Origin of the sequence: Legionella jamestowniensis (assembly GCF_001467745.1) — a bacterium.
GTDB lineage: Bacteria > Pseudomonadota > Gammaproteobacteria > Legionellales > Legionellaceae > Tatlockia > Tatlockia jamestowniensis.
The window spans coordinates 90,322-116,269 of sequence record NZ_LNYG01000001.1 but is presented as its reverse complement, the minus strand read 5'-3'; the positions used below and the strand labels follow the sequence as shown (position 1 = coordinate 116,269).

Genomic DNA, 25,948 nt, shown 5'->3' with positions numbered 1-25,948 from the left:
TGCGCGTTTCCTTAGCAAGAGATAACAAACTATTTGGATTTTTCTAACAAAGCCTGCTTATACTTACAGTAGGATCCCAGCCAATTCTTAAAAATGGATATAAATCAAATCAGAGCTTTTATTGCTGCAGCCGATTTTCAATCATTTACCCTGGCAGCTGATTATCTCTACATTACTCAATCAGCTATTAGCAAACGAATTGCCACACTTGAAAATGAAATTAAGGCTCCTTTATTTATTCGCGAACATAATCGTCTTATTTTGACGGAGGCAGGAAAAATTTTTCTTCCTCATGTCATTGAAGCATTACAAACTATTCAATCTGGCGTGTCAGCGGTTCGTCAATTTCTTGATAAAGAGAAAAATCCTTTGAAAGTGGGCGTGGACTTTCTTATAGGCAGTTTTATGCTTCCTGATTTGCTTGCTTCTTTTAGTAAAGAACACAGTAATTTAAATTTTTCAGTGAGCTATCTTTCTCCCTTAATGAGCTTCAAAGCCTTACGGAATCGTGAAATAGAAATTTGTCTTAACTGCATTAGCAGCAAAATAGCTCATGAATTTGAATTAATACCTTTATTCACCTTGCCCTACGTGATTAAGGTTTCACGCTCCCATCCTTTATTTAAAGAAAAAAATTTAAATCTGCGTAAAATTTTAGAATATCCTGGGATTGTAATGCCCAAATATGCGCCACCCAGGCAAGTTTTAGAAGAATATGTATTTAGAAAAAACCTCACTATCACTGTCCGACATGAGGCTGAGCCGATTTATGCTCTATTAAAATTGGCTAAATTAAGTTTGGGATGGTGTTTTATTCCTAAAAATATTATTGATAAAGAATTAACTACCATTTATGAGCATGAAGCATTGCACGTACCCTACTTTATTATTTATCGCAAAGGCCACAAACTTAGTCCAGATGCACAACGATTTATAGCTACTTTGCGTGAGACTCATTTTTTTAACTATTAAGCAATTTTCAAAAAGCTAATCTTTTTTATTAGTCGCACATTATTTAGACAAAATTATTTGGAATTAACCTTTTTTTGTGTTAATTACACAATTTTTTCTAAAAACTATTGAGACTTAGGTCCATTTTAAGCTATGTTGAAATAACCCACATTAAGATGTGGCTTTAACAATTGTCATTTAAGGATGAATGCAATTGCTCAACGGCTTAGGCGGTTGACGATTGATAGCTTTAGCAAAAGGAGGATTTATGGCTATAGGCGAAGTCAAATGGTTCAATAATGCCAAAGGATGGGGTTTTATTGTTCCAGAAGGTGGTGGTGAAGACATTTTTGTACATTTTTCTGCAATTCATGGCACAGGCTATAAGACGCTGGTTCCAGGACAGCAAGTAAGTTATGATCTAGAAAAAGGCGAGCGAGGCTTGCATGCTTCAAATGTTATTGCCCTGGTAGCTGAAGAAACTGGTGTCTAAACTATAAGTAATACAGCAGCTTTAGCTGCTGTGTTAACCCTATCTCACTTAGTTGTAGTAGTTATGAAAAATGGTTTGTTATTAATTAATCTGGGTACCCCAGATAATCCTGAGCCTCATGCTGTAAGGCATTATTTACGAGAGTTTCTCGCTGATAAACGAGTCATTGATTTGCCAGCACCGCTTCGATACTTAATTCTCTATCTTGTGATTTTACCTTTTAGACCACGACAGTCTGCACATGCTTATCAAGCAATTTGGACAAAGGAAGGCTCGCCCTTGCTTCTTTATAGTCGCAATTTACAAACCAAGTTACAACAGCAGCTTGGTGATCAATGGAAAGTAGCCCTAGGAATGCGCTATGGAAAGCCTTCATTGCATACGGCTCTTAAAGAACTGCAAAACTGTGAGCGCATTACTATTCTGCCTTTATACCCACAATTTTCTTCTGCAGCGACAGGTTCCTCCATTGAAAAAGTGTTGCAATTGCTATCCCCTAAAAAAGTTTTACCTTCCTTGAAAGTTATTCGTGACTTCTATAAACATCCATCTTTTATAAAGGCGCAAGCAACCCTAATTCAACCGCACCTCGAAACTCATGATTTTATTTTGTTCAGCTATCATGGTATCCCTGAGCGCCACCTCAAGCAAGCCAACTGTCAGACTATCTGTGTGAATGCTTGTCCAGCCGTTACGGAAATTAACCAGGCTTGTTATAAAGCGCAGTGTTATACGACCAGCAATGCATTAGCCCTGCAGCTGGGATTAACAGAACAACAATATGGGACTTCGTTTCAGTCACGTTTAGGAAAAACTCCCTGGATAAAACCCTATACTGATGCCATGCTTCCTGAGTTAGCAAAAAATGGCATAAAGCGACTCGCTATTGCCTGTCCTTCATTTATCACCGATTGTCTTGAAACACTGGAAGAAATAGGAATTCGAGCTAAAGCGCAGTGGCAGCAACTGGGCGGTTCCCATTTCACTCTCCTTCCCTGTGTCAACGATAATGAGCTTTGGGTAAGTAGTCTTCCTGATTTATTAAGTCATTGATTTTACAAAAAGTTGCAAAAAGTTCTTTTTATGCTATAGAGTTACAATATCAACTTTATTTCGAGAGGAACTATGCCCTACAGATTGTTTGCAGAGCGTCTAAATAAAGAGCTTGATGCTATTGGCATGCCGTCTCGCAGTGAAGACAGGATCGAGGCTTTTGCCAAACTTGTAAAAACCCCCAAATTTAAGGCAGAAGCCTTTATAAATGGGGTTGCCCTCCCTGATCAAAAACTTTTAAATGTGATTGCGGATGAATTGGAGGTTAATGCTGACTGGTTAATCGGCAAGAGTGAGCAAAAAAAACGGGCATAACGAAGTTAGGATTTACCTTGCCTTTCCGAGCTTGCGGCGAAAAGCCTTTTTAGTCACCTCGCGGAGCATATTTCCCATACATGAGTAATAAGTTTCAATCCCAATCCTCAATATCTTCTTCTGGTAACTGAAGATTGCTTAAGTCTTCAAATACCGCAATGTGAAAAATTGCATCACCCTCGTTTACTAAAGGAATATTGGTTTTGCCAATGATAACTCCCGCACAGGGACATTTAATTTTAATCTCATTATCACCAAATGGGTCAACAATAGTACACAGCAATTCATTTTTATCGACTTTCGCACCCAGTGATTTGCATTTGATCATCATCCCACTTTCTGATGCACGAACCCAAAATGTTGACTCGGCAATAGCAGAAAACATCCCTTTCCTTTTTCGCAGCTTTCTTTGTGAAGGAGAAAACATTTGCAAGTAAGTCATGACATTCAAAATGCCTCTGACCCCTATTCTTATCGCTAACTCATCAAAACGTAGTGCCTCCCCTCCTTCATAGATAATCATTGGAATACCAAGACTATCTGTGGCCTCACGTAAAGACCCGTCGCGCATATTAGCAGCAACCATAATAGGAGCCCCAAATGCCTCAGCCAGGATGGCGGATTGCTGACATTGATGACTGAAACGTGTCTGCGGATAATTTGAACGATGAATTGCCCCGGTGTGTAAATCAATACCGTGTGTAGAATGTTCAACGATTTCAGTCATGATGAGATTGGCTAACTTGGATGCCATTGAACCTTTTTCTCGCCCAGGAAATTGACGATTCAAATCACGTCTGTCAGGCAAATATCGTGAATGTAGAAAAAAACCATAGGCATTCACGATAGGAATGGTTATCAGCGTCCCTCGCAAACGTTTTAGTTGTGGTGCATGGTGTAGTCTCCTGATGATTTCAACGCCATTAATTTCATCACCATGAATAGCTGCAGTGACAAACAGAATGGGGCCTTCTTTTTTTCCATGAAATACATAAACGGGAATTTCAATGGGCGTAGACGTATAAAGCATAGTCAATGAAAGTTTGACACAGCGGGATTGTCCTGCCTTGATTGCTTCGTCAGCAACAATAATTGGCGCTCTTATCTTCATCCTTGGAACCTTTGATTAACACTCTTAGGCTTTGCATTTTTTTCGATGTATTGAATAATTTTACCTGCAATATTGACGTGGGTAGCTTTTTCGATACCCTCCAAGCCTGGAGATGAATTAATCTCCAGGACTAAAGGCCCATGACTTGAACGAATTAAATCGACCCCGGCTACCTTCAATCCCATAGTTTTAGCTGCAGCAACAGCGATAGAGCGTTCTTGTGGCGATAGTTTTATTTTTAATGCTTTTCCACCCTGATGTACATTTGCCCTAAACTCCCCTTCCTTAGCCTGGCGTTTTATCGCTGCAACTACTTTATCCCCAATCACAAAGCAACGAATATCCGTCCCTTTTGATTCCTCGATAAATTCTTGGACAAGGATGTTGGTTGACATTTCTTTAAATGCATTGATGATGCTGACTGCTGATTGGTGACTGTCCGCCAAAATTACACCTTTACCCTGCGTTCCTTCTAATAATTTAATAACTACAGGAGCGCCTCCAACCATACGAATCAAATCATCGGTATCATCTGGGGATAAGGCAAACGTTGTGCGTGGCAAAGGGATGCCTTTCCGTGCCAGAAGTTGTAATGCCCTGAATTTATCCCGTGATCGTGAAATGGCGATTGACTCATTGAGCGTATACATCCCCATGGTTTCCATGTGACGCAATAAAGCCGTACCATAAAAAGTCAAAGAAGCACCTATTCGAGGTATAACTGCATCAAATTTTGGCAATGCCTCGCCTCCGCGATAATGCACTTTCGGATTTGAAGTAGCCACATTCATGTAACAGTAAAGTGGATTAATGATGCTGATCTCATGACCTGCCTCCTCACCAGCTGCTTTTAATCGCTGGTGTGAATAAAGCTGAGCGTTAGTGGATAAAATCGCAATTTTCATGGATCAAACTTCCTTTACATTATTATTTTTTGTGATGATAAGAAAAGCCTAGCTCAAAATTTGAACCTTAGCATATAACTTCCCAGAGAATTTAATGCCTGACTGCAGGTATTGTTATACCCGACATACTTTCGGGTATAACGTGATGATGAAATTCAATGAGTTAACGTTAGGACACCAGAAGTTGATAATCTTTTGCCAAAAGATTGGCTTGATGGGGAGTAGTGAAAAATGCATTAAGCTCACCGTTTGGATTGAACACCATTACCGCTCCACTGTGTTGAACATCATAATTATGAGGATCATTATCATTGGGAATCGCTATCTTGGCATAGGCTATTCCCATTTCGCGTGTCATTTGTTTAACGATTTCATCAGAACCCCTGGCTCCATAAAAATGAGGATCAAACGCTTTAACATACTGATTAAGCTTCTCCAGATTGTCCCTATCTGGATCAATAGAAACCATCACGACGCGCGGCAAGGGTTGCACACCTTCTTCTTCAAGTGTGCGATACATCTTGGCTAACTCTGCCATTGTAGTCGGACATAAATAACCACAATTGGTAAAACCAAAAAAAATCATTGTCCATTGACCTTTTAAGCTTTGATTATTAAAAGGTTGGTTATCAACACCTGTCAGTGTAAATTGGTTGATTTCTCGAGGGGTTTCTAGATAGGTACCATTAAATTGTTCGGTATTAATTTTTTTGCCCGTATTTAAGTACTGAGCAGCAAACATACCCCCAAGAATGGCAATGAAAGCAAGAAAAATCGCCCCTACCAGAACTCTGGAATTAACTTTTGCAGACATTTTATCCCCTTAGATATAATGGTCAACGAGTAAAAAGACAAATAACATCATTAAATAAACAATAGAAAAGCGAAAAGTCCGCATAGCTACTACTGCCTTGTCACTTCTGAATAAAACAACAGCCCAGTATAAAAAACGCAATCCCAGCAATAAAGCACCCGTCAAATATAACCAACTGCTCATCCCTACGATAAAAGGCAAAACACTGACTACCAGCAGCAAAATAGTATACAAAAGGACATTTAGTTTAGTAAACGCCACACCATGCGTGACCGGTAACATAGGAATTTCTGCATTTTTATATTCCTCGAATCGATAAATAGCCAAAGCCCAAAAATGAGGAGGTGTCCAGGTGAAGATAATCAATACCAACAACAGGGCTTGTGGATCTAAGTGATTAGTTACTGCTGTCCACCCTAATAGAGGTGGTGCAGCGCCCGCTAAGCCTCCAATAACAATATTTTGCGGCGTAGCTCGCTTTAAATAACCAGTATAAACACCTGCATATCCAATTAGTGTTACAAAAGTGAGTAGTGCTGTAAGACTGTTCACAAATACTATTAAAATCATCAGCCCCAATGAACCTAATATAAATGCAAAAGAAAGGGCTTGTTTTACAGAAACACGTCCCTGCGCAACTGGTCTTTTACTCGTTCGAGCCATTATTGCGTCGATGCGTTTATCGACTAAATGATTAATAGCCGCAGCACTGCCGGCGCAACAGGCTATGCCCAAAAGAGAAGTAATCAGCGTTGAGAGAGGGATCCAACCGGGAGACGCCAAATACATGCCTACAATCACGGTAAGTAACATGAGTGCTACTACGCGTGGCTTGCAAAGCTCTATATAGTCACGCCAATTTACACTTAACCTTGAATCACATTTAGTGCGCATTGACAGGTCTCCCTTGAGTAAGATATAGCATCATGAGCATGGTTGCCAGTAATAAGGCTGCCACACCGTTATGAGCTACAGCAACCCATAAAGGCAACAAATAAATTACATTGGCAATACCAAGGCAAAATTGCACAAGCAACAGTAAAATAGCGAGTAATGCACAACGGTGTAGCGTTTTTTCTGAAGTTTTTGCAAGACAGAGTAATGATAACACCAGCACATAAATTGCGGTAATGATTGCCCCCAATCGATGGATGTATTGAATGGTCATCCTTACCTCATTATCAAGAAGACCACCCTGGTAATTCTCACCCACCTGTGCAAATAAATTAAAACCCTCTGTAAGATGTAAGGGCGGTAACCACTGTCCATTACATTGGGGAAAACCAATACACGCGATACCTGCATAGTTTGAACTTACCCACCCCCCTAAGGCTATTTGAAAAAATACTACGGCAACGCCAAGCCCCATCCAAAAACCCCATCGAGGAAGCATTGCTGTTTTTACAGCACTTAGTTGTAAACGAAAACGGCTTAAACAGGAAAAAATGACGATACCACCCAATAAATGTCCCATCACAACGACAGGTAACAATTTTAAAGTGACAGTCCACATCCCCAGGGCGGCTTGAAATAAAACCAAAAGGACTAAAATTGCTGGCAATTCCCAGGGTAATTTTAATCCTTGGATGCGCCTTATCAAAACGCCGCCTGCGATAAAAAAAATCAACATCCCCAGAGTACCTGCGGCATAGCGGTGGGCCATCTCCGTCCAGGCTTTTTTGCTTTCAATGGGTATCTGTGGATATTGATCCTGGGCCGAAGCCAGCGCATGTTGGCTCTTCGGCAAAACGAGATGGCCATAACATCCAGGCCAATCAGGGCATCCTAAACCAGCATCAGTGAGGCGAGTATAGGCACCAAGCATTACTACAAACAGTGCCAAAACTACAGCTAGCGTTGCAGCCCATCGGATGAATCTAATTTGTTTTTGCTCAACCATTCGTTTTTTCCACGCTTAATAAGTGTTTAATATCATGAAATATTGCCTCAGATTTGGCATTCAACGCATAGGTTAGAATAAGATAATCCGCGGGATTGGCAATAAACACTTGCGGTTCTGATTGTAAAATTTTGAACTGTTGTTGCTCATGAGAAGATAACTGGCGTATCTTAATATCTTCGTCTTTTAATAAATTGAGTAAAGAGGCAGGAAGAGAGGTTTGCTCTCCTGTAATTAACCATAGCTCCACTTGATACAAATGTCGCCCCAAAGCGAGACGAATTCTTGCCAGCTTGTCAAGCTGTTCATGGCAACGTTTGCTACATGTGTCAGGGCTCCAAAGAATAAGGCGCCATTTATTTTTTTCCTCCATATCGACAAATTGAACCGCTGGAGTCAATAGCATCCCTCGATTGGTGGTTGAAGTTCCAAGCCACTGGGGATGAGTAAAAAATAAGTAGGCAGCTATGCCAGGTGCTGCAAATACCACTACTAGCATTAGTAAAATTAAAGACTTACGTTTGGTCATTTTCATTCATTTTTTTAAAATTTAGTACCACAAATAAAACAAGACATACAAAAGCCAAAGCGAACCATTGTACTGCATAGGCATAGTGACGCTCTGGAGGCATCGCAACAATAGCCCACTCCCGCACATACCCATGCTTTTCTGCTTTGTCGAGGCGAATGATAAACGGATAGAGCGGTTTATGCAAAAGTTGACTGATCAAATCAGTATCAATACGCTCTATCAGAATAGCATTTGCCTTTTTTTCAAACGCAGCCCCTATAAGTAAAGTTTTAGAAGGGTAATAGGCACTGCCTACAATATTCAAAATTTCATCCGGTACTTGGGGTGAGGGAAATGTTTGCCGTGAAAGATCCCCGGCCATCCATCCTCGATCAACCAATACAACAGAACCCGACGGCAACAATAAGGGCGAGAGAATGTCATAACCAAATTGATGTTGATAATGTTGATTATCTAATAAAATTGTTTTTGGTAAAAACTTCCCTTTCATTATTATTCGCTGATATTGCTTTGGTAAAGACAAATCAGGTTGCCAATGAATAGGGGACTCTGTGGCAAATTTAGATTGCATTGCCAACATTTGTTTTTTTTCTTCAGCTCGATGTAACTGCCAAAATCCCAAGCGGCTAAAAAACAATATCCCAATACAGGTTAAAACAGCCATTTTCCAATTTGGCGTGAAACGATGCTTAAAACAGGTTAAACTCAACATTTTTATCTTCAGTCAGTAATAAGTTCACAGACGAACTCAAAAATGTGGAGTATAACAAATGTTCACTAAAGCTATCATCCTTATTGTGATGCTGATTATTTTAATCGCATTAGGAAGTAGTCTGGTCTTTCTGGTCCGGGATGAAGGCAAAACCAAACGCACTGTCAAAGCATTAACCTGGCGTATTGGATTATCGTTAATGTTGTTTTTATTTTTATTTTTGGCATTCAGTATGGGTTGGATTCAACCGCATGCTATCTAAAAAGTTATTCGATTAACATTTAGCCGAGTGGTATTAACACCTTGGGCAACGCACGCAAATCAAAGCAGCACTTGCTGCTTATGAATAACTGTTTCAATTTTTATAATTACTAAACTTCGAAGTTAGTCTTTAAATACCCTCCTGACTACTAGAAATGGATGGGTAAATTTACCTATTTTCTTTCTTTATTACAGCACCCAAAATGTTAACACATTACAAAATTTTTTATCTTTTAATAAATATAATCAATTTTTGTTAATATCGAATTGTCAGATAAAAGGAAGTAAATATGTTTCGATTACTCGCTGAAAGCAATACCAATGCTCCAACCATAAAAACAAAAAGAGAATTCCAAATAACCTTTAAATTTTTAGATTTGCAACTACGTCTTTCAAATGCCTATTTAGAGATTATTAAAGTAAGTCAAGATGCATTTTACTTAAAATTATTATTAAAAAAATACAAAACAATGGCAAGTGCGTTTTATTCTACAAATCTTAAGGTAAACAAAGAATATCAAGCAACAAATGCTGAAATTTTTCTTAGCAGTCCCTGGAAAAATTATGTCTTCGATAACATCGAAGCTAATACAAATATAGCGGATAATACATCGAAAAATAATGAAGTTTTTATAAATCAGGCTGATGCCGTTGAAGCTATTCTTCTGGAACTAAAAAAAATACAAGAAAGATATGATACGCTAAAACCTGAAATATTTGCTGAGGATAACTCTGAATTTGTCGAAAGACTTTTTAATACGATTACCCTCACCAATAAATTAATAGAAACTTTTAAGGATGAAAAAATCAGACCCTATAAAGAAATCATTGATGTCATTATTAAACAAGCTTCTTTAAAATCGGATCAACCTAAAATCATAAGAAATAAACCTCTAAGAACGCTCAAAACCACAGCTGCTTCTGCCAAAATAAAAAAAATTGATTTTGAAAAAATAATAACTAGACTAATCTATGCGATCAGGGACATTGCGTCACCTATTATTAATTTTCTTAATCAAAACATTGTCCACAATAAACTGGAAGAACAATTCACTCAATTTATGTCCATTTTAGCAACAATTGACATGATTGAACGCAATAAAAAAATCGATGTATTTATAGAAAATATAAAAAATTTCACCATTGAACTTAATGGATTTTTATATAATATTTACAATGAAAAAAGCAGCAAACCCAAAATAAATCTAACGCAAAATCTTATTGTCCAAGTAATTAGTATAAAGTTAAATGAACTTCTCTCCTTGTGGAGTAAAATGGAGATTTCATTAACTAATGAACAATCTTTATCTGCAAATAAAGTAATCACAGAATTTAAAAAAATTGTTATTAAAATCAATAAAAGCAGCCTCGATGAAGAAGATATTAAGTTAACGTTTTCTATCTTTAGTAAATTTCAATCTTCTTTATTCCATTTTGGAGAACTTGTTACAGTTTTTTTTAAACATATTAACCGGCTTGGAAATAATCTTCCCACTGAGTTACTGGCGATAAAAAAATCGTCAAAAAACTTAGACACTCAAAAGGTTCTTAGTGAAGTGGAAATGATAGTTACCGGGCTTCAACGTAATGCAAGCCTTTTAGAATCAGGGAAATATGCAAGATATTATCATGCGGCTTTCATTGAGAGTTATTCTTTCATTCATACACAAAAAAAGATCTTTAAAACGCTAGAGGCGACTATCCCTGAATTCACAAATTACTTTGCTTATCTCACATCATTTATTAATGAAGTACTATTAAGCAATAATTTGATGTCACTTGATACTCTCACCGACTTACAACTTTTATATGATATGAGTATGAAACCAGCAACATTAGTCCAAAAAACTGAAACTCGTGAAAAGTATTATACATTGGTTACCGACCCACTTCTTAAGCTCATCTTTGAAATAGTAACAGTCGTAAAATTTACGACAACACCTCACTTAAATGAGTTAAGTATTGATGTTGAAGAGCAGAGCTCCTCCTGTCTATCATCTGACTGTACCGTCAGCGAAGCTACCGCATTTAAGGAGGAGTCAGCAACTGATCAGGAAATCAAAGCACTCGAGAAAAGAGAAAAGCCTCGAAAAAAGCTATCAAAATTTGGATTTTCTCAACTTAATCTCCTGGTTCCAGAACTTACACTGAACTCCAACACGAGGTTAGTTTTAACTGAAAAAAAAGAAAGTAAGGCAGTTGAAGAAATGCCTCCGTCTGCTTTTAACATTGCCAGACCCTCAAGACATAATAGCGCCTCCAGGATGCTTGAACTCTTTGGGAGAAGAGGAACCATTTCTGAAGAAACATCATCCATGGCAGGAAGTCCAAGGACCGACCGGGCTTCAACAGCTGAAACACCCAGGACTCTTTCCGATGACTTTCCCTCACCAAGGGATTTTAACTTCTTTTTTAATACAGAAAAAAGAAAGCCTTCAGAAAATGAATTGTCTAATAATAATGAACCAACGAGTTATTTCATCTAGCAGCTTTTAGGGCTTATTTATAGATTTATCCTACGACTTATGCATTATCTATAAAACCGTAGGATAAATTGTAAACATGCGCCCTAGTATTTTTCTCACTTCATTGGTAAGGTTATTTTTTTTTGGTAAATTCTTGACAGTCTTAATTTGACCTCTCTACACTATTTCTGCTAATGGCGGCCATTAACTGTTAAGTTATTGGTTTTAAGGGTATTATTAACGAAGGAATTGTTATGGATAAAATGAAATTAACCGGTGCAGCGTTAGCTGTTGGTGCAGCAGCAATGTTCTCTATCGCCCCAGTGTTCGCCTCTTCGAACTCTGATGCTTCTAGTGCACAAATTCAGTGTAAAGGCGTTAATTCTTGCAAAGGTCAGAGCGCTTGCAAAACCGCTACTAACTCTTGTAAAGGTGAAAATTCCTGTAAAGGTCAAGGCATTACCCTGATGACTAAAGAGGAATGTGAAAAAGCGGGTGGTACTGTGGTTGATTCATCGTCAAACAATAACAACTCCAGTGACTCCTCTTCTTCTTAATAATAGTTATAAGCCAGGTGGTTTTAAAAACCGCCTGAGCTTAATTATCGCATACAGTGTCTTATGATTTCTCCTATACAGCGAAAAATACCTTACCTTGGTTTTGGTCTTGGATTGCGTCCTGAACATTATGAAGAAGTATTGCAAACTATGCCGACCATTGATTGGTTTGAAATAATTACTGAGAATTATTTAATTCCTGGCGGAAAGCCGCTTTATTTTTTAGATAAAATTCGAGAACACTATCCTATTGTCATGCATGGCGTCTCCCTATCTATTGGCAGCACTGATGCTCTTGACTGGGAGTATCTTAAACAAGTCAAAGAGTTGGCAGCGCGTATTGAACCGCAATGGATTTCTGATCATTTGTGTTGGACGGGAATTAATGGTTTAAATTTGCATGATTTATTGCCCATTCCTTATACTCTGGATGCCATTGAACATATTGTTTTGCGCATTCATCAAATCCAAGAGTATTTCGGACGCCAGATACTCATTGAAAACGTTTCCAGTTATCTTAGCTACAAAGAATCGGAAATGAAGGAGTGGGAATTTATTGCCGAAATTGCGAATCGTGCAGATTGCTACCTGCTATGTGATGTCAATAATATTTACGTCAGTTCCATTAATCATCAATTTAACGCGCTGGATTATTTAGACGGTATTCCCGCACAACGGGTTGCTCAAATCCACCTGGCCGGGCATTCCAATTTTGGTGATTACATTATTGATACCCATGATGCTCCCGTTATTCAACCTGTTTGGGATTTGTATGCTGAAGCCATCAAACGCTTCGGACCAATATCCACTATGATTGAACGGGATGATAATATACCTCCCCTGGCAGAATTATTATTAGAGCTGGAAGAAGCTAAAAAAATAGCCCAATCAGTGGATGAGATAAGCCAATGAATAATTTACTCCACCTGCAGGAAATGTTTCAAAATTATTTGCTTTCTGGGTCTTCAACCATAGAACAAGTTATAATGGGCTCAGAAAAGGTATCAGCAACAAAGCGTCTTGCCATTTACCGTGATGCCTATCGCATTCGATTATTGGAATGCCTTGCAAATAATTACCCTATATTAAAACGCTACATAGGTCTTGCAGCTTTTCAAAAAATGGGACTTGCCTATTTAGAAAAAAATCCTTCTTCCTATCGTTCAATTCGTTGGTTTGGTGATAATTTTAGCGTTTATTTAAAAAGCATAGGGGAAGATTGTCTGGCTGAATTGGCTCAGTTTGAATGGAGTCTCGCTTTAGCTTTCGATGCACCGGATGCGCCAATTGTTACTATTGAAAACGTGACTACTGTTAATCCAGAGTGTTGGGCGACAATGACCTTTATTCCTCATCCTTCCTTGCAACAAAAACTCTTTTATTGGAATATAGTACCTATATGGCAAGCTATCACTAATGAGCAAACACCTCCAGAACCAATAAAACAACTGGAAGCCACCGCTTGGGCAATATGGCGCAGCAGTTACATCAGTCGTTTTTCTTCTTTAACTGCAGATGAAAACTGGGCGATGAAAGCAATGATTCATGGGTCTAATTTCGGTGAAATTTGTGCCGGATTATGTGAATGGCATCGTGAGGAACAGGTTGGCATGCACGCAGCCTCCCTCTTGAAAGGCTGGATACAATCGGAATTGTTATCGGAAATTAAACTTAAACAGGAGTTATCATGAAACAAAAAGAATTGCTTGTTGCTTCCGCTATTACTGCTTTTCTAACCCTGACTGCTGATGCAGCCATTGCTAGTGATCAATCAAAACAAACTACTGAAAAATGTTATGGCATAGTAAAAGCAGGTATGAATGATTGCGCAACAGCCACCGCGTCTTGTGCCGGTTCCTCCACTAAGGATAATCAGGCTGACGCTTATATTTTTCTTCCCAAAGGAATCTGTGAGCGACTTGTTGGTGGCCGTTTGACAGCAGAAGATAAACCAGATTCTTCTAATTGATACAACATAAAGGGAGTGTGTTGTGATGATAAGGAATTTTATACGTGGCTTTTGGCATTTTATGCTGCTATTACCAATCTCTTTCCCTGCGTTCTGTGCAGAAAAATTAATATTGGATGATCAACATAGTTATGTACTTTGGCAAGTCAAGCACTTGGGCTTTTCTACCCAATCTGGTAAATGGTATGTCAAGGGAACACTTGTTCTGGATAAAGAAAAACCTGAAAACAGTAAAGTAGAAGCCACGGTTAAAATCGCTGATATGATTACTGGCATCCCTGAGTTGGATAAACATTTAAAAGCAAAACTTTTCTTTGATGTACAACGTTTTCCAACTGCCACTTTTGTTAGTAATAAGGTGGAGGTGCTTTCTGATAACTCGGCAAAAGTGTATGGTACCTTAACCTTACATGGCGTTACCAAACCAGTGATTTTAGACGTGACGTTAAATAAAGTTGGCAAAAACCCCATCAATGAGAAAATGACCGCTGGATTTAGTGCTACCACCACCCTCAAACGATCCGATTTTGGTATAAACGCTTTTATTCCAAAAGTAGGTGATGAGGTTAAAATTACGATTGAGGCGGAAGCTTACAAAGCCGATGAAGCCTCTAAAACACCAACAGCTCATCAGGAAAATAATGATGCGGGTAAAAAACAGTGAGAGTGCATACGGACTTGTCAGTATTTTTTTTCACTGGCTAATAGCCATTTTAATGATTGGGCTTATCATCCTGGGGCTTTATATGGTAAGACTGCCTATCAGCCTGCAGAAGCTTAAGCTTTATGGCTGGCATAAAGAGTTTGGCTTCCTGGTACTAGGACTGACCATTTTAAGGTTACTTTGGCGCTGGATTAATACCTCGCCCATCCTGCTATTACCTTGGTGGGAAAAATTTGCTGCGCGTGCTGTTCATTGGATTTTTTATGGGTTTATGTTTGCCTTGCCAATTACAGGTTGGTTAATCACTTCAGCAGCAGGTCTTCCTGCCTCTTTTTTTGGTTTGATAACGTTACCTGATTTAATAGCGCCCAATGAAGAATTAAGACCTCTTTTTGAGGAAATCCACGAATGGTTGGCTTATGGGCTCATTGCCTTTATCCTTCTGCATACAGCTGCTGCCTTAAAACATCATTTTATTGACAAAGACGACATCCTGCGGAGAATGATTCCATGAAAATCAACTCATTAAGACTTCTCGTGGGTTTACTTTTTGCACTAACAGCAACGTTTATCCATGCTGCTGTCAGTGAATGGGAGATTATTCCAGATGAAAGTAAACTCCGTTTTACTGCAACACAAAATAATGCCCCCGCTTCCGGTGAATTTAAAAAATTTTCAGGCAACATTTTAATAGACCCCGAAAATTATAAAGCAAGCAGTGTAACTATTTTTGTGGATATGACTTCACTTTCAGCTTCTTATAGCGATTTAAAAGACACCCTAATTACCTCCGATTGGTTTAATATTAAACTTTTCCCAACTGCTGAATTTAAATCCAGCAATTTTAATAAAACAAGTGATAAAACCTATGAAGCGAATGGCACATTAACCATTCGTGATAAATCTGCACCTGTAAAATTAGTATTTACCGCTAATGAGGTTTCTCCAGGAACAGCGTTAGTTGAAGGAGAAACCACGATAAAACGTAGTACTTTCGGCGTTGGCCAGGGAGAGTGGGCAAGCACCGAGGAAATTAAAGATGAGGTTAAGGTAACTTTTAAAATAGTGGCAAAAAAGAAGTCCTGATACTCTCACAAACCATAATTCTAAGAGCATACTGGCATGCAATTAACTTTCCCTGATATTATTCTGGCTTTTTTGAAAGATTTGGCCTCATTTTCTTTTTGCTTTCTGCTAATTCTTCCCGATTATACTTGCGTCTAACCTTAGTACAGGATGAATTTTGATCTGTCATCGTTGCGAACAGAGTTAAGTTAGCAAATCAAAAAAGAATTATGTTTAAATCACACTGATTGCTTCGCTGGCGCTCGCAACGACGCGACTCTAAATCTTTGTCCTGTGCAAAGCCTTTAATCTTCGGGAATTACCATTTAATATTTCTTTAATCTTTCATCCGTATAATTGCTACAAATACCAACCTTGCCGAGTATATGAAATGAAAATAGTCCACCTCACCAATCCACAAACTGTAAACGCTTGCACGTTAATAAGCATAGGCGTTATCAAAGCAATACTAACTGCCCAAAATGAATCTGCAATGCCTGTAGAAATTATCAGAACACAAGACTGGGCTCAAAATGAATATAAAAAACGATTTTCCGTTTGGGACGATGGTGAGGGTTTATTGGAAACCACCGTTTATCAGCAATATTTTTCTGACTCCTTTCAATTGCCAGACTCTATTGAAGTCTTTGTACCAATCAGTGCCCTCGAAGTGAGACATTTGTTAGCTAACCGTAATAATTATTTTGAAGAGGGTATTCTCAATGAAGAATTTTATGCGTTCAATTTTGACGCCATTGGAGCAATCAGAAGAAAAATCCCAGAGGTTAGTATCGATTGGTCGACGATTACTGAGGAGGAGTTGTTGAAATTACTACCTAAAGATAATCAACCCTCCCTTTATGAGCAATTCGAAGAGCTGGTTAATCGATTAAATGCTCCTCAAGGTATAACTATTCGTATGGAAGGCCATACTATTTCATTAGTGAAACGAAAAAACACTTATTATAGCTATGACTCACTGACAGGTGATTTATCATCTACGACAAATCCCAAAGAAATAGTAGCCTATCTGGCTCAAAAACTTCACACCAATGGCGTGAAAGGTTGCCAGGTTTATTTTTTCAACCCACAACTTACCTTTACTGCGCAAGTCAGTGAATATTCAATACCTACAGAGAGTATTGTTGAAAAACTTAAGCCTGTGACCGTGCAACAAATTAAAGGTTTAATAACGAACAGATCAAGTTTTGATGAAACCGAAGATGGGCTAGCCAATTGGCAACAAGCCAATGGCGAATTAATTGAATTAATACTAAGACATAAGCCTAAGCTTTTTACCATTGAGTGGGCATCAGTCACTGCAGAACAATTAATTACCCATTTAAATCTTCAGCAAGAGATGATTATCGAAGTTGAAGAGGAGATCCCCTCTAAAATTGATTTCGAAGAAAACCACGTTAAATTATTAAACATCATAGAAAGGCTTAAAATGAATATAGCCAATCAAGCCAACGATCGCAAAACAAACACCTATAGCCAATGGAAAACAAATTTGTTAAATCAAATTCAAGAAAAACTGGATAAAGAAGATCAATTAACCCCACACATTCAACAACGATATATCGAAGCTATACGGAACGTTTGTGCGCAGAGAAGAAATGTTGTGCATTTTTGGTCACAACCACATAGCGTGGCCGAGTTTGAAGAATTGTTGCAAGAAAAGAATTTAGATACATCTTTAGCGGAAATTTGCTTACTTTAAATAGGTAATGTTCTGACGTTTTTTATATCAGAAATCTTCCCTCTCCCCTGCTTTCTCCCGCGAAGAGCCTCATCCTATCATTTCGAGAGAGGGGAAATGGGGAAGACCGAAACCCGGGCTTCACTTCGTTTCACCCAGGCTGCGATTGTCATTACTTCGCTGGGTAAGCAATTTTATTCGCTTACCATTTACGCACGATTAAATTATTTTGTACGGACTTCACCCCAGGGACTTTTGAGGCCACATCCCCTGCAGTATCGCTTTGACGAATGGTTTTTACATAACCACTTAACATGACATTCCCTTGGTGGGTTTCTACCTGAATAGGGACATTCATTAAATTATTATTATTCATCATAGCCTGCTTAACGGAAGAGGTAATGGCCTCGTCTGAAAGGCGTGGGGCGAAAATGTTTCCACCACTTAGCATTTGACAACCACTCATAGCCATGAAACTTATACACATCAATGCGATACGACAGTATTTTCTCATCATTTCTCCTCACTCGGCCCCGTCAATTTGTACATTTTAGTATGACTATCTTACAAATTCTATGCATCACCACCACGTCAATTCAGTATTAACTTGTTATAGGTTTTGATTTAGGAGCATTTTTAAATGTTCGATCTCTTGTAATAACTCTAATGCTAAACCGGCTCCTGCCAAATTCACGCCCAGATCCCGGTTTAGTCGTAAAACAGTACCAATATTTTTAACGGCTTCGCTGTCAAACATCAGTTCCTCTTTCGCATCTTTTTGCGGTGTTACAATGCCTTCATCGATGATTTCGATAATAATTTCTTTTGATACACCATAAGAATAAGACACTTCGTGTAGCGACAAATAAAACCACTCCTCGCATTCCAAAGCACCTGACTCTTTATTTTTTTTAGCCATTAACTTACTCCTAACTGTTCCCGCGGGTTAAAAGATAGGGTGTTGGCAAGCTGCTCATATAATTTATTCGCTTGTTCATTTTCAACCTGGGGAATGACTATCTGCAGAATAACGTATTGGTCACCCGGTGGATTACCAGGTAGCCCTCGTCCTTTAAGTCGCATTTTTTTACCGGCCTGAGAAAGTTTTGGAATTTTTAAATTGACAGCACCCCCTAATGTAGGCACTTTTACTGAAGCACCTAAAGCAGCTTCCCAGGGAGCTACCGGCAAATTTAGATGAATATCCTTTTTATGAAGATGAAAAAGAGGATGATGATTGAAGTTAATTTCAATGTATAAATCCCCTGCCTGCTTGCCGGGCCCTTTTCCCCCTTGTCCTTTTAAACGAATTTGTTGTTTATTACCAATTCCCTTGGGAATTTTCACTTTAATTGAGCGCGTTTCGTAGCTAACACGACCATGTTGATCAACAACAGGGGTTTGTAGCTGTAAATTTTTTTCAGCCCCGTGAAAACTGTCTTCAAGCGTAATATTGAGTTTGGCATGAATATCCTGACTCTGATCATAAAAAGAGGCTTGTTCCTGGTGAAATCGCTCCTTGAAAATGCTATTTAGAAAGTCTTCAAATCCTGACATTTCAGCTTCGTCAAAATGACGATAATATTGTTGCTGTCCACCAGCCTGAGCGCCATATCCCTGTTGTCCTTGTTCTTTCCAGTATTGCCCATAGCGATCATACTTGGCCCTTTTTTCAGGATCTTTTAAAACTTCGTAAGCTTCGCCTAATTCCTTGAATTTTGCCTCTGCATTGGCTTCTTTACTTACATCAGGATGATATTTTCGTGCCAACTTTCGGTATGCCCGCTTGATATCCTCCGCACTAGCCTCCCGCTCAAGTCCCATAATTTGATAATAGTCTTTGTATTCCATAGCTTAACTAATAAAAATATTCTTCTTCCTTTGTAACGGTTGGCAGTAAACTTGTCAAATTTTAACTTGTACTTCACTTGTACATTTCTAATAAATTTGGCACATTTTACCCATATATTTAATATTCTCTTAAGGTTCATCAGATACTGTGTATATTAAATTTGTAAGCGATGTTTTAGAGATGATTGAAGTAAACGTTTGGATGCCAACCACAAAGTTTTTTGGTAAAAGAATCAAAAGTGCCCTCGGTTCATTTTTTTCTGCAACATTTAATGAAAATGCCGGTCATGTAAATTTTGTGCTGACAGTACCGGAAGAAACTTCAGCCTTTCAAAAATTGGAAGCTAACCACTATGAACTTAACGTGGTTAAAAGTATGGCGTTAATAGGACAGTCTTCTCCAGAAAGGAGCGTGTTAGGTTTTTCACCTGCAGGAACATTGAAATTTTGGCAGCCCAAGCAAGTCAGAATTAACTCGGTAACCCACAGTTTTTGGCCAGCAACACAAAGTAAAAAAAGCGTTTTGGAAGATATTTTACATCTCATGCATTTAGCACCCCGGGCTACAGGCGTTCCCTCTGAAATTGCAAGCCATGAAGAGGATATGAAAAGAGAAGCTTCAGTAAAAGATAATCTTGATATTAAACATCACGTGCATCTAGGCTTCAATGGTAAGAAAAAGCACGTTTTATCTTCTTTACAAAAAAGAAAAATAAACAATCAAGAATTGGCAACAAAAGTTAATGATTTAGAAGTGGCTCTTGAAGAAAAGGAAAAGTTGCAGCAGAAATTACAGGATTTAACGTCCAGAAAAGAAAACTTATCAGGACAAATCGTCAATATGAAGCAGCCTGAAGCAATCGAACAACAATCCGAGCTCACTGCCGAGTATAAAAAATTACAGCAACAGGAAAGTTTTCTTTTACGCAAACTTAGCTATTTGGAAAAAATGGAAAACTTTGATGAAAAAACTGTTCATGAACACCTTGAAGTGCACGAACGATTATTTACTCTTAGGCAACAAAAATCGGCAATTGAATTGGAAATTGAAGCGACTGACCAATTCTTGCAGACTGCAAACGAGCAATATCAAAGCGATTTACAGAATTTGCAGACCAACTTGCAAATTTTAATGTTAGAAATTAACAGGTTACAAGACAAATTAAAAACATTGGAAGAAGACATCATTCAAGGACAGACAATAAGCAAGGTAGCAGGCTTAAAAGCGCTTCATAAAATGAATGTGGACGCTTTACATAGAAAAACTATGCACCAACAAAAAAACAATACCACAGAAGGCAAACCTGCCGAACATACATTAAAATTACCTACCACAGATAGTGGCTTGCCTTTTTGTGTTGATGAAGAGTTAGTGCTAGAGGCCATGCAAGCTGAGCAGAAGAAAAACTATAGCTTTATCCATGCGAATTGCGCTGCCAGTGCAAAACGCTGTCTTTTAGCAGGAATTATGCACATCAAAAATGAACTAATAGCAAACGCAGGCTTTTCAGAGAATGACTTTATTATACATACCCCAGAAACCTGTAAATCCATGCGGGCCTGGATGAAAAAACTAGAGAATGGATTGGAAGTTCTCAATTTCCCCCAAAATAGTTTAGATAGGGCAACCGATGAAAGCATTTCCTCCAGTAGTGTTGCCTCGTTTGAGTTGCAATAAATATCCAGCGCTGATTCGAAAAATGACCCCACCTACGATTTTTTTAATAGGTACGTTTAATAATTGAACCTTTACTTTAAGCTTAAGATCGACCACTTTTTTTAATTTTGCCTTTCTTAGGCAAAGCGGTTAGCAAAATTTGCGTGATTGACGCAGAAGATAACGGTTTACTCAAGAAAAATCCTTGTACTTCATCACAGTTTTGATTCTTTAAGAATTTAATTTGATTTGGATTTTCAACCCCTTCAGCCAACACGGAAAAGTTTAGGCTGCGCGCCATAGCAATAATAGCCTCAATAATTACTTCATCACTTCGGGATCGCGAAATATTTTTTACGAAAGATTGATCGATTTTTAAACGATCAATATGAAGTTGTTTTAAGTAATTTAAGCTGGAACTACCCGTTCCAAAATCATCCAAAACAATTTTTACACCGATCTGCTTAAGTTTATTGATCATACGTTGCACTTCAAGGTTGGTAATTATTACATTTTCGGTGATTTCTATTTCAAATGTTTCCGGGTCAACCTTGTATTCTTCCAAAATACTTTTGACGGTTTCGGCAAAATTTACCTGCTTTAATTGTTGTGTTGCAACGTTTACAGCAACCCTTATCTTAGGGATGCCTTGCTTTTTCCATTCTTTTATTTGATTACATACCTCGCGTATAACCCACTCACCTAAAGGAACAATAAGCCCAGATTCCTCCGCGGTAGGAATAAATTGCAAAGGCAAAATGACACCTTTTTGCGGGTGTTGCCAGCGGATTAATGCCTCAAGGCCTAACAGCCGACGGTTTTTTGCATCATATTGAGGTTGATAAACAATGAAAAATTCATTATTTTTCATTGCATTACGTAATTCTGACTCTCGTTCTAGCTGTTGATTGGTAATTTTATTCAATTGGGGAGTATAAAATCTAAACTGGTTTCCGCCTTGTTCCTTTGCCTGGTACATCGCCAGGTCTGCATTTTTTAACAAGGTATTCACACTGGTTCCGTCTTCAGGATAAAGACTAATCCCTATACTGGTAGTTAAAACAAACTCATGGCCTGCAATATAAAGAGGTTGATTAAATGAATTAAGAATTTTTTTGACAACTGAAACGACTTCTTCACCTTTTTTCAATTCAGGCACTACAATTACGAATTCGTCTCCTCCAAGTCTTGCCAATGTGTCCTCTGCTCTTAATAAGGAAGTTAGCCGTTTGCTTACTTCACAAAGAACTTCATCGCCGAACTCATGCCCCAAGCTATCATTTACCAATTTAAAGCGATCTAAATCAAAAAATAAAATTGCAAAGCATGTTTTCTCGCGTGCAGCAACTGCAATTGCTTGTTGAATCCTGTCGTTTAGCAGCACCCGGTTTGGCAGATCAGTCAAAGAATCGTGAGTGGCTTGACGTTCTAACTCCTCTTCCAGGAAGGCTCTTTCTGTAATGTCACGGAAACTCCAGACCCGTCCTACAGTAACTTTGTTGATTCGATGAGGTTGTGAATAGCATTCGACAATTTTCTCTTCTTTAAATTTAACCACTTGTAAAGAGGTATCATCAATGTGTTGATGTAAATGATTAACCTTCTCAAGAAATTCCTCCGGTTTTCGTAATTTATTAACGATATATTCCAATACTAAATCTTCCCTTTTTTGCTTAATCAATGCATCAGGGATCCCCCAAATTTTTATAAACTGCTGATTGCAATCAATCAGCTTTCCTTTCAAATCGACCACTAAAATGCCATCGGTGGAAGACTCAATCGTTGCTCGCAGTAATGAAAGCGATTGTTGTAATGATTCAGTACGCTCATCAACAATTTTTTGTAACGATTCGGTATATTTTTTGGCGTCCTTAGCCAATAACCATTTTCTGGTTAATGCACAAGCCAATTGCCTGACTGCTACCTTATCAAATGGTTTTTTTAGCACCAATAAGTTATCGCTTACGCCTAATTTTTGAACTGTTTCTTCCCAAGAATAGTCAGAATAAGCGGTACAAATAACGACTTGAATATCCCTATCAATCTTCCACATCCGTTTTATAGTCTCAAGACCATCCCATCCCGGTGGCATGCGTATATCAACAAACGCAAGTGCATAAGGTTTTCCTGCTTCAAATGCTTGCTTAATTTTTTCGACCCCTTCTCGACCTTGCTCTGCTGTATCGATCTGAAATTCTGGTAACAAGCTTTCTTCGCTTTCCAAGGTATTTTCTTCCCCAAATAACTCCTTATCCAATACATTGAAAGCTGTTGATTGTTCTTTTGTTGTTGCCAAAACCTTAATAAAGTCTTCATGGATAGCAGGGTTATCATCGATAACCATGATACGAAGCTCTATATCGCTCATCGAACACTCCTCTGTTTTTCGCTATGCGTTACAGGTAATGTCAACGTAAAAATAGCGCCTTTTCCTGGTCCTGGACTTTTAACTTTTAATGCACCCCCCATATCTTGGGCAGACAATGCGCAACTATGCAAACCAAAGCCATGTCCATTGGGCTTTGTTGTAAAACCAAAAGAAAAAATACGATCTAAGTTATCAGGTAAAATACCCTCACCGTTATCCGTAACCACAATTTGCAGTTTTTTATTAGCGTGCTTAACGGAGAAATCTATTTGCTTCTTTTTGTTAGGGGAATTATTGGAAACCGCTTCTTTTGCATTTTGAATCAAGTTAATCAGAATCTGTAGCAATTTAGATTTGTCTGCAAATACGAAACTAGAATCACCATATTGTTTATTCACGGTGATAGCTTTGTCTTTCAAAGAGTTTGCTGACATTTGTAAAGCTGTTTCTATTAATTCAGGAATATAAATTTTTTCAGCAATACTGGATACACCACTAAACGCCTGTTGCATGGCAACAATAGCTTTTAAATGCTGTATATCTTCCTCCAGATTGGTTAATTCAGTGAGATTATCTTGCTGTGCTTTGATAAGAATATCGCCTAAAGCAATGAGATATTCAGGAATTAATTTACCTTTTTCATCTTGTGTTAAATAATTTTCAATGTCCCTTTGATGTTCTTTTAACATGGCAATAATTTTAAATAACTTTTGATAGAAAGGTTGCGAAAAATTTTCTTTTATTAAATTGATAGACACATTTGAACTGTTTAACACATTACCAATGTTGTGAAGGATAGAGGTTGCAATTTCTGACATTCCCGCCCGACGAGCTGTCTCAAGCAATTTTTGACTTAACTCCTTAATTTCTTCTTCATTTTTTTTATCTCTATCAATGTCAATCAGAATTCCAGAAAGCTCATTTTTTTGACCCTGACAATCAGCAATAGTTCGATACCATTGATATTGACCTTGACCATTCTTCAGCCGCAGTTCAAATGTGTAATTAACTCGCTTGTCCAAAGCAGTAGAAACCAAGCTTTTTAATTGTGCGCTGTCTTCCGGATGAACCACATCTAGAAATTCCTTAAGCGTTTGAAGCGCATTTGGATTTAGATCCAGTAAATTATAAAGCTCTTTTGACCAACTAATACGATCAGTATCTGCATCATAATGCCAGTAACAAAGCCGAGCAATGTGTTGCGCCCTCTCAAGTTTCTCGTTTAATAACATCATTTCACGCGATGAAATGTTCATAGAGCGTTCAAGTAAATAACGCTCTTGGTCAGTCTCCTGGTAGGTTTTATTGACACGCGAAATAAACTCTTGCCATTGCTTAAGATCACTGGGTAAATTATCTACTTCAATTTGAGCCCGATTTAATTGTCGTAGTAATAATTTATGTAATTCCATAGTCTTATTTTCATTCCATCAAGATTCATATATTGTGGTTAAAGTCATTGTTTGATTATGTAACTTGCAATCACCAAGACCAGCAGGTGATAATTCACCATAAGAATAAAATCCCACTTGAGTTGACTGCGCAGGCAATGCCTCCAGCGTTGACTCTGTTTCTTCTTCAGTCCTTTCGCCTAACAATAAACGTCGACCCACACAACTAATACTTACGTTTAAAATGGGGCCATGGGGCTCTATTATTTTTTCAATGGCTAACTCCCCAGCTTCATTAGCACTTGTGATAAGTCGATCAAAATTTGCGTGCATTAACTGGGCATAATAACCAACTGGCATATCCCCTGCGAAAATTAATGCCTGATTTTTCTCATCCACCCCTAAAATGGTACGTACTAAAGGAGTCGATTCTGTCGAGTTAGCATCTTGAATGGCTAGGGGATAAAGTAATCCGGAGGCAGGTAATTCCGCTGCCCTTTCCCCCAGATATTCCTTGTAAAGCGTCAATGCGGGCTGGTTATCCAGTTCATAAAGAATATTGCCTGCGGAGCGGGTAATCCTTCGTGCCGGCCCAAAAATATCCCAACCTCCTTTAGACGCATGACCAATACGAATAGAATCACCATAAAAGCCTACAGCCACGATATGGTTATGAAGGATTTCACCGTTAACAAGAGTCCAGGTTTTTTTAAAATGACTGGCATCAGCAGCTAGTCCACCTGTAATAAGCGGCTTAACCCCATTAACGGGTATATTAAGGCCATCCACCAATTCAGATCCATTCACATTTAATCCTTCAGAGAGTACAAAAATACTTTTTAAATCAGGAGATTGTAATTGGTTGCTGATTGACTCGCCGGCTGCAAATGAATCGTCAATAGTATTCACTTGCGCTTTAGCAATTTTAACTGCTGTCGCTCTAAATTTAATAATGGCAACAGAAAGACTTTTATCAAAAATATGCGGTCCAAAGATTTCTCCTGCGCTTGAACAGCCAATCATCCTGGATTTTTTATAAAATTTGCTTAATTGCTGGATTGGCTCCTGTAGATGAATAAACTCTGGCGCTGCAAATACAAGTATCATCGTTTGCTCAGAATCCAGATCCGGGAAGGAGTCTATAGTCCAACCACTCCCTTCTAAATATTGAAATGCCTTCAGTTCCATGTGCTATTTCCTTCGCTTTTCTTA

At 38.4% G+C, this 25,948-nt stretch carries 28 protein-coding genes; 15 read left to right on the top strand and 13 right to left on the bottom strand.

Going from position 1 to position 25,948, the window contains the following annotated elements; genetic code table 11:
- The first annotated feature begins 93 nt into the window (after nucleotides 1-93).
- From Ljam_RS00490 to Ljam_RS00475, 4 genes are all read left to right on the top strand, one after another.
- Nucleotides 94-972, top strand: coding sequence for a LysR family transcriptional regulator (locus Ljam_RS00490; protein WP_058448182.1), 879 nt, complete (start codon nucleotides 94-96; stop codon nucleotides 970-972).
- Between the two features lie 247 nt (nucleotides 973-1,219).
- Entirely contained in the window at nucleotides 1,220-1,444 is a 225-nt protein-coding gene (locus Ljam_RS00485) for a cold-shock protein (protein WP_058448181.1), read from the top strand.
- 63 nt (nucleotides 1,445-1,507) lie between these two features.
- Nucleotides 1,508-2,497, top strand: a complete 990-nt coding sequence (hemH, locus tag Ljam_RS00480) for a ferrochelatase (protein WP_058448180.1) — start codon at nucleotides 1,508-1,510, stop codon at nucleotides 2,495-2,497.
- A 72-nt stretch (nucleotides 2,498-2,569) separates the two neighbouring features.
- Nucleotides 2,570-2,812 carry a hypothetical protein gene (locus Ljam_RS00475; RefSeq protein ID WP_058448179.1) on the top strand — a complete coding sequence of 81 codons (243 nt, stop codon included), beginning with the start codon at nucleotides 2,570-2,572 and terminating at the stop codon, nucleotides 2,810-2,812.
- 94 nt (nucleotides 2,813-2,906) lie between these two features.
- Here the strand turns inward: Ljam_RS00475 and Ljam_RS00470 are convergent, their stop codons facing one another.
- The 7 genes from Ljam_RS00470 to Ljam_RS00440 all read right to left on the bottom strand — a co-directional run bounded on the left by Ljam_RS00470 (nucleotide 2,907) and on the right by Ljam_RS00440 (nucleotide 8,786).
- Nucleotides 2,907-3,923, bottom strand: a complete 1,017-nt coding sequence (locus Ljam_RS00470) for a succinylglutamate desuccinylase/aspartoacylase family protein (RefSeq protein WP_058448178.1) — start codon at nucleotides 3,921-3,923, stop codon at nucleotides 2,907-2,909.
- Nucleotides 3,920-4,828, bottom strand: a complete 909-nt coding sequence (gene rimK / locus Ljam_RS00465; RefSeq protein ID WP_058448177.1) for a 30S ribosomal protein S6--L-glutamate ligase — start codon at nucleotides 4,826-4,828, stop codon at nucleotides 3,920-3,922. Before rimK ends, Ljam_RS00470 begins: the two co-directional genes overlap by 4 nt.
- 169 nt (nucleotides 4,829-4,997) lie before the next feature.
- Nucleotides 4,998-5,642: an SCO family protein gene (locus tag Ljam_RS00460; RefSeq protein WP_058448176.1), complete on the bottom strand. Its 645-nt coding sequence runs from the start codon at nucleotides 5,640-5,642 to the stop codon at nucleotides 4,998-5,000.
- Nucleotides 5,643-5,651: 9 nt separating this feature from the next.
- Nucleotides 5,652-6,536 (bottom strand): heme o synthase, encoded by an 885-nt coding sequence (gene cyoE / locus Ljam_RS00455; protein ID WP_058448175.1) that lies wholly within the window; start codon nucleotides 6,534-6,536, stop codon nucleotides 5,652-5,654.
- Complete coding sequence (locus Ljam_RS00450) at nucleotides 6,526-7,542, bottom strand: COX15/CtaA family protein (RefSeq protein ID WP_058448174.1); 1,017 nt, start codon at nucleotides 7,540-7,542, stop codon at nucleotides 6,526-6,528. Before Ljam_RS00450 ends, cyoE begins: the two co-directional genes overlap by 11 nt.
- The gene (locus Ljam_RS00445) at nucleotides 7,535-8,071 is read right to left on the bottom strand and encodes a hypothetical protein (RefSeq protein WP_238583666.1); all 537 of its coding nucleotides are present in this window, start codon (nucleotides 8,069-8,071) and stop codon (nucleotides 7,535-7,537) included. The genes Ljam_RS00450 and Ljam_RS00445 overlap by 8 nt, the downstream gene beginning before the upstream one ends.
- The gene (locus Ljam_RS00440; protein ID WP_058448172.1) at nucleotides 8,058-8,786 is read right to left on the bottom strand and encodes an SURF1 family protein; all 729 of its coding nucleotides are present in this window, start codon (nucleotides 8,784-8,786) and stop codon (nucleotides 8,058-8,060) included. Before Ljam_RS00440 ends, Ljam_RS00445 begins: the two co-directional genes overlap by 14 nt.
- A 58-nt stretch (nucleotides 8,787-8,844) precedes the next feature.
- On the opposite strand from Ljam_RS00440, the gene Ljam_RS00435 reads away from it, so the two are divergent.
- The 10 genes from Ljam_RS00435 (at nucleotide 8,845) to Ljam_RS00390 (ending at nucleotide 17,490) form a co-directional block, all read left to right on the top strand.
- A complete protein-coding gene (locus tag Ljam_RS00435; RefSeq protein ID WP_058448171.1) occupies nucleotides 8,845-9,048 on the top strand; it encodes a twin transmembrane helix small protein in 204 nt (67 codons plus the stop codon).
- Nucleotides 9,049-9,337: 289 nt separating this feature from the next.
- Nucleotides 9,338-11,533, top strand: coding sequence for a hypothetical protein (locus tag Ljam_RS00430; RefSeq protein ID WP_058448170.1), 2,196 nt, complete (start codon nucleotides 9,338-9,340; stop codon nucleotides 11,531-11,533).
- Nucleotides 11,534-11,766: 233 nt separating this feature from the next.
- Complete coding sequence (bufA2, locus tag Ljam_RS00425) at nucleotides 11,767-12,069, top strand: BufA2 family periplasmic bufferin-type metallophore (protein WP_058448169.1); 303 nt, start codon at nucleotides 11,767-11,769, stop codon at nucleotides 12,067-12,069.
- 63 nt (nucleotides 12,070-12,132) lie between these two features.
- A complete protein-coding gene (bufB, locus tag Ljam_RS00420) occupies nucleotides 12,133-12,981 on the top strand; it encodes an MNIO family bufferin maturase (protein WP_058448168.1) in 849 nt (282 codons plus the stop codon).
- Complete coding sequence (locus tag Ljam_RS00415) at nucleotides 12,978-13,760, top strand: HvfC/BufC N-terminal domain-containing protein (protein WP_058448167.1); 783 nt, start codon at nucleotides 12,978-12,980, stop codon at nucleotides 13,758-13,760. The genes bufB and Ljam_RS00415 overlap by 4 nt, the downstream gene beginning before the upstream one ends.
- Nucleotides 13,757-14,038: a BufA1 family periplasmic bufferin-type metallophore gene (locus Ljam_RS00410; RefSeq protein WP_058448166.1), complete on the top strand. Its 282-nt coding sequence runs from the start codon at nucleotides 13,757-13,759 to the stop codon at nucleotides 14,036-14,038. Before Ljam_RS00415 ends, Ljam_RS00410 begins: the two co-directional genes overlap by 4 nt.
- A 61-nt stretch (nucleotides 14,039-14,099) precedes the next feature.
- A complete protein-coding gene (locus tag Ljam_RS00405) occupies nucleotides 14,100-14,702 on the top strand; it encodes a YceI family protein (protein ID WP_238583668.1) in 603 nt (200 codons plus the stop codon).
- On the top strand, nucleotides 14,683-15,216 hold the full coding sequence (locus Ljam_RS00400) for a cytochrome b/b6 domain-containing protein (RefSeq protein ID WP_058448165.1): 534 nt from the start codon (nucleotides 14,683-14,685) through the stop codon (nucleotides 15,214-15,216). Before Ljam_RS00405 ends, Ljam_RS00400 begins: the two co-directional genes overlap by 20 nt.
- The gene (locus Ljam_RS00395) at nucleotides 15,213-15,788 is read left to right on the top strand and encodes a YceI family protein (RefSeq protein WP_058448164.1); all 576 of its coding nucleotides are present in this window, start codon (nucleotides 15,213-15,215) and stop codon (nucleotides 15,786-15,788) included. The genes Ljam_RS00400 and Ljam_RS00395 overlap by 4 nt, the downstream gene beginning before the upstream one ends.
- A 370-nt stretch (nucleotides 15,789-16,158) precedes the next feature.
- A complete protein-coding gene (locus Ljam_RS00390) occupies nucleotides 16,159-17,490 on the top strand; it encodes a hypothetical protein (protein ID WP_143093505.1) in 1,332 nt (443 codons plus the stop codon).
- Nucleotides 17,491-17,671: 181 nt separating this feature from the next.
- Here Ljam_RS00390 and Ljam_RS00385 read toward each other — a convergent pair whose 3' ends face one another.
- The 3 genes from Ljam_RS00385 to Ljam_RS00375 all read right to left on the bottom strand — a co-directional run bounded on the left by Ljam_RS00385 (nucleotide 17,672) and on the right by Ljam_RS00375 (nucleotide 19,320).
- Nucleotides 17,672-17,986, bottom strand: coding sequence for a BON domain-containing protein (locus tag Ljam_RS00385; protein ID WP_082651539.1), 315 nt, complete (start codon nucleotides 17,984-17,986; stop codon nucleotides 17,672-17,674).
- 93 nt (nucleotides 17,987-18,079) lie between these two features.
- Nucleotides 18,080-18,388: a chaperone modulator CbpM gene (locus Ljam_RS00380; protein WP_058448161.1), complete on the bottom strand. Its 309-nt coding sequence runs from the start codon at nucleotides 18,386-18,388 to the stop codon at nucleotides 18,080-18,082.
- The gene (locus Ljam_RS00375) at nucleotides 18,388-19,320 is read right to left on the bottom strand and encodes a DnaJ C-terminal domain-containing protein (protein ID WP_058448160.1); all 933 of its coding nucleotides are present in this window, start codon (nucleotides 19,318-19,320) and stop codon (nucleotides 18,388-18,390) included. The genes Ljam_RS00380 and Ljam_RS00375 overlap by 1 nt, the downstream gene beginning before the upstream one ends.
- A gap of 148 nt (nucleotides 19,321-19,468) precedes the next feature.
- Here Ljam_RS00375 and Ljam_RS00370 point away from each other — a divergent pair, with 148 nt between their 5' ends.
- A complete protein-coding gene (locus Ljam_RS00370) occupies nucleotides 19,469-20,998 on the top strand; it encodes a hypothetical protein (RefSeq protein ID WP_058448159.1) in 1,530 nt (509 codons plus the stop codon).
- Between the two features lie 82 nt (nucleotides 20,999-21,080).
- On the opposite strand, the gene Ljam_RS00365 is transcribed toward Ljam_RS00370, so the two are convergent.
- The 3 genes from Ljam_RS00365 to Ljam_RS00355 are packed head-to-tail and all read right to left on the bottom strand — an operon-like array spanning nucleotide 21,081 to nucleotide 25,924.
- Nucleotides 21,081-23,345 (bottom strand): EAL domain-containing protein, encoded by a 2,265-nt coding sequence (locus tag Ljam_RS00365; RefSeq protein WP_058448158.1) that lies wholly within the window; start codon nucleotides 23,343-23,345, stop codon nucleotides 21,081-21,083.
- On the bottom strand, nucleotides 23,342-24,757 hold the full coding sequence (locus Ljam_RS00360; protein ID WP_058448157.1) for a sensor histidine kinase: 1,416 nt from the start codon (nucleotides 24,755-24,757) through the stop codon (nucleotides 23,342-23,344). The genes Ljam_RS00365 and Ljam_RS00360 overlap by 4 nt, the downstream gene beginning before the upstream one ends.
- A gap of 18 nt (nucleotides 24,758-24,775) precedes the next feature.
- Entirely contained in the window at nucleotides 24,776-25,924 is a 1,149-nt protein-coding gene (locus Ljam_RS00355) for an FIST signal transduction protein (RefSeq protein WP_058448156.1), read from the bottom strand.
- Nucleotides 25,925-25,948 lie beyond the last annotated feature (24 nt).